This window comes from Propionicimonas sp. (genome assembly GCF_034927565.1).
In the GTDB taxonomy this organism is placed as follows: Bacteria; Actinomycetota; Actinomycetes; order Propionibacteriales; family Propionibacteriaceae; genus Propionicimonas.
The window spans coordinates 1-3650 of sequence record NZ_JAYFPT010000093.1; the positions used below are offsets into that span (position 1 = coordinate 1).

Genomic DNA, 3650 nt, shown 5'->3' on the forward strand with positions numbered 1-3650 from the left:
TGCTGGCAGGCCAGCCGATGCTTGACCTGATCGAGGGCCAGGTAGAGGAGTCCGACCGGCTGCTCAAGGGCTACGTGGAGCAGTCGAACGGCCGGTTCACCGGCACCCAGGTGCTGCTCACCATCACCGGCATCCACGTGCAACAATTCATGCCTACCGTGCAGAAGATGATGGGCGGCGCGGCCTCCACCGACCCGCGCGTACGCGACGCTGCCCTGACTATGGCCTTCGCTGCCCACCCCGAGCACTACGCGATGGCCCCCAGCGGGCGGCCCGGGGTGATTGAGACCATGGGCGGACTGCCGACCCGCAGCTTCCCCGCCTTCGTCTCCCCTGATGACGTGCCGCACTTCGTCTCGGAGTTGATCGACAATTCGTACGATCTGTCGACGGTCGGCGCCGCCGATCTGGCGGACGGGACGATGTTCAGTTACGTGCTGCAGGAGTACCGCGACATCGCCGAGGGTATGGAGGTCAGCCTCCGGATCTGGTACCCCGCCGCCTGCCCGCCCGCCTACGTCGAGGAGCACGCCCAGCACTACGCCGTCGAGTTCCGCAACGGCGCCCGGCTGGCCGCCGCGACACTGCGCGACCAGGGCTGAGGCACGACTCCGGCCGCCCGGAGCCTGCCAACGTCAGGGAAAGGGCTGCACTTCCCTTCGGCGGTGCAGCCCTTTCCCTGACGGGTCACACGTCTGCGCGAGGATCGGGGTTGCCGGTGATGGGGTACTCGTAGATCATGTCGCCCGACTCGGTCACCGACTCCTGGCCCGGCAGGTTCAGCGTGACGCTGCCCGTCGCGAAATACCGGATGTAGACCGGCGAGATGCCCTGAGCGTCCATCGCGGCCCGGATCGCCTCGTTCGCCGAATGGTAGACGTCGCGGACCTCGAGTTCCTCGAGCCATTCGGTGTTGAACGACACCGACGCCCCGTCGGCGTTCGTGAACACGTACCGGCTGCGCTTGGGGAACTCCTTGCCGGAGGCCTCGTGCAGCTCGAGGTCGGTTTCGAGGGTGAAGTTGCCGTCGGTCTGGAAGATCACCTCGCCGGTGGCGTTGTCCAGTACGCCGAACAACGGCACCTTGGTGAAGCCGTAGTGCTCGCTGGCCACGAAATCGTAGATCAGGAGGGTGTAGTTGTCGGTGTAGAGGTGACCCCACAGCCAGTGGTGCCAGGCCTGCATCTGGCTGATGTTCATCCACTGGTGGTCGTGGTAGCCCAGCCCGGTGACCTCGCGGGTCTCGCCGTCGACGGTGATGGTTCCGGTCACCTTGTTCTTCACGACGCTGAGGTCGGTGTAGTGGTACTCCTCGTCGTCACCCAGCGCGATGATCGCGGTGCCCTGCCGGTACGGCTTGACCAGGGCTTCGAAGTGCAGGTCGGCACCGGTCCCGTCGATGGGATCGATGTGGATGTCGTAGTTGGCGAAGTCGCCGACCACGGTGTGCGGGCCGACCCGAACGTCGCACTTGTCGGTGCCGAAGGAGGATTCCTCGACGGGGTAGAAGGTGATCACGCTGCCGTGGGTGACGCCGTCCGGCGTGGTGATCTGGATGCCGACGTCGGGCACGTCGCCTTCCTCGGACGCCCTGGCGTAGCTCTTGGTGTGGAAGTACAGCACCACCTTGGTCTGGTCGTCCAGAATCGCGTCGAAGTACCAGACCTCGCTGGTTCCCGCGTTGCTGGTGTCGCGGCGGCCGTCCTCCCAGGGTTCGACCTTGTCCGGGTTGATGCCCAGCTTCGCGAAGTCATCGGGCCGATCCATCAGTCGTACTTTTGTCACGAGGCTCTCCTCCTTGAGTTGCGACGTGCGCAGGGCACTGCCATATGCCTTGCCAGCCATCGTCGCACGACGTTCGGCCTAAGTCAACGAGTGCTGAGATTCAATCCCCAAGGATATCTCTACGACCGTTGACATAAGGCCCGGGTACGACGAGACTGAAGCTGGGCACAGGAGCCCGTCGGACTCAGTCATAGGAGACAGCGATGTCAGACACGCAGGAACGCGCCAGCAGCCAGACGAGTGGGGTTTCGCATATCGGCGAGATGTACGTCCCCTACACGCCGTTCGAGGAGTACTCGCAGCGGTTCAAGAGATGGTTCTCGATGCGCCGCGAAGGCGGCATCATCGAGGTCAAGCACCACCTGGTCGACGATCCCGAGAAACCGGCGCAGTGGGTGTATGGCATTCACAAGGGGTGGGGTCAGCTGCTGAAGCTGATCGGACAGGACACCGAGAACGAGGTGCTCATCATGTCGGGCACCGGCGACGAGTTCCTCACCCGGATGGATCCGGAGTCGATCAAGACCGTCGCGGCGATGGCGAAGAAGGACACCGAGCGCTATCTGGACGGTCTGTACCCGCAGTACCGCGACGGTACGGATCTGCTGTACAACATGGTCTACGACGTGCACATCCCGACCATCTCGGTCATCAACGGCCCGTCGGTCGGCCACACCGAGTTCCCGCTGATGGCAGACCTGACCCTGTGCACACCCGAGACGGTGTTCCAGGACGGCCACTTCAGCGCCGGTGTGGTGCCGGGTGACGGCCAGCACCTGGTCTTCAACTTCCTCGCCGGCTACAAGCGCGCGAACTACCTGGCCTACGTCGGCAAGGGGGTCAGCGCCGAGACGGCCCGCGACTGGGGAATCGTCAACGAGGTGGTCCCGCTGGACCAGGTGATGGGGCGGGCCTGGGAGATCGCCCGTCAGATCATGCAGCAGCCGCGTGCGGTGCGCCGGCTCAGCCACGACATGATCCGGCAGCCGCTGCGGCGGGCGCTGGACGTCGACTTCCCGCAGCAGTTCGCGCTGGAGTGGTACGGCGCCGCGGCGACCGCCTACGAGCCGATCAACATCGCCGTGTTCAACGATCTTCTGGAACGCGACGAGAAGGACGTTCTCTGATCCGAGCAGGTGGTGCGCATGGACGCGGTGGAGCCTTCGGCGACGACGGTTCCGCCGCGTCGCGCACACCCTCATCCGTTCGCGTGAGAGCGCGACGACACGAAAGGAGTTGGGGCGATGTCAGGACACCTGGCGCGCAGCGTTTCTATTTTGGCGGCCACCTACACGCCCTTGGGCATTGTGGCGAGCACTCCGCAGATCAAGGGTTATACCGAGCGGGAACTGCTCACGCAGGCCGCACTCGAGGCGATGGAGTACGCCCATGTCACCGGGCAGGACATCGACGCGTTCAACATCGGCCAGTCGGGTCCGAACGTCTATTCCAGCGTCAAGAGCGCCGGGCCGCAGTACTCGGACTGGCTGGGGATGCACCTGAAGCCCTCGCTGTTCCATGACGAGGCGTGCGCTTCGGCCGGTTTTGGCCTGAACGAGGCGGTGATGCAGGTGGCGTCCGGCGCCTACGACATGGTGCTGACCGGCGCGGTGCAGATCAACTCGACGGTGCCGGAGAAGTCCGGGTACCCACCGCAGTTCCGCCGCAACCTCAGCCCGGAGGAGTTGTTCAGCACCGTGCTGATGGCGACCGATCCGGCTTACGAGAAGCCGGGAACCGGCGGGTTCGGTCCGGTCGAGGCGATCCTGGTCCGCTACGTCAAGCAGTACGGGCTGAGCTACGACGACGTCGACGAGATGTTCGTCAACTACCTGATGACCCAGCGCGAGGTCGCGCTGAAGAAC

The 3650-nt window shown here is 64.6% G+C and carries 4 protein-coding genes; 3 read left to right on the plus strand and 1 reads right to left on the minus strand.

Going from position 1 to position 3650, the window contains the following annotated elements:
* The coding region (locus VB080_RS13740) for a hypothetical protein (protein WP_323419021.1) at positions 1–602 on the plus strand (602 nt) is incomplete at its 5' end.
* Positions 603–687: 85 nt separating this feature from the next.
* On the opposite strand, the gene VB080_RS13745 is transcribed toward VB080_RS13740, so the two are convergent.
* The gene (locus VB080_RS13745) at positions 688–1785 is read right to left on the minus strand and encodes a lipocalin-like domain-containing protein (RefSeq protein ID WP_323419022.1); all 1098 of its coding nucleotides are present in this window, start codon (positions 1783–1785) and stop codon (positions 688–690) included.
* Positions 1786–1988: 203 nt separating this feature from the next.
* On the opposite strand from VB080_RS13745, the gene VB080_RS13750 reads away from it, so the two are divergent.
* On the plus strand, positions 1989–2912 hold the full coding sequence (locus VB080_RS13750) for an enoyl-CoA hydratase/isomerase family protein (protein ID WP_323419023.1): 924 nt from the start codon (positions 1989–1991) through the stop codon (positions 2910–2912).
* A gap of 117 nt (positions 2913–3029) precedes the next feature.
* The coding region (locus tag VB080_RS13755) for a hypothetical protein (protein WP_323419024.1) at positions 3030–3650 on the plus strand (621 nt) is incomplete at its 3' end.

Excerpts from the sequence above, each read along its gene's own strand:
- VB080_RS13750 (WP_323419023.1), top strand. The coding sequence starts at position 1,989 with ATGTCAGACACGCAGGAACGCGCCAGCAGCCAGACGAGTGGGGTTTCG.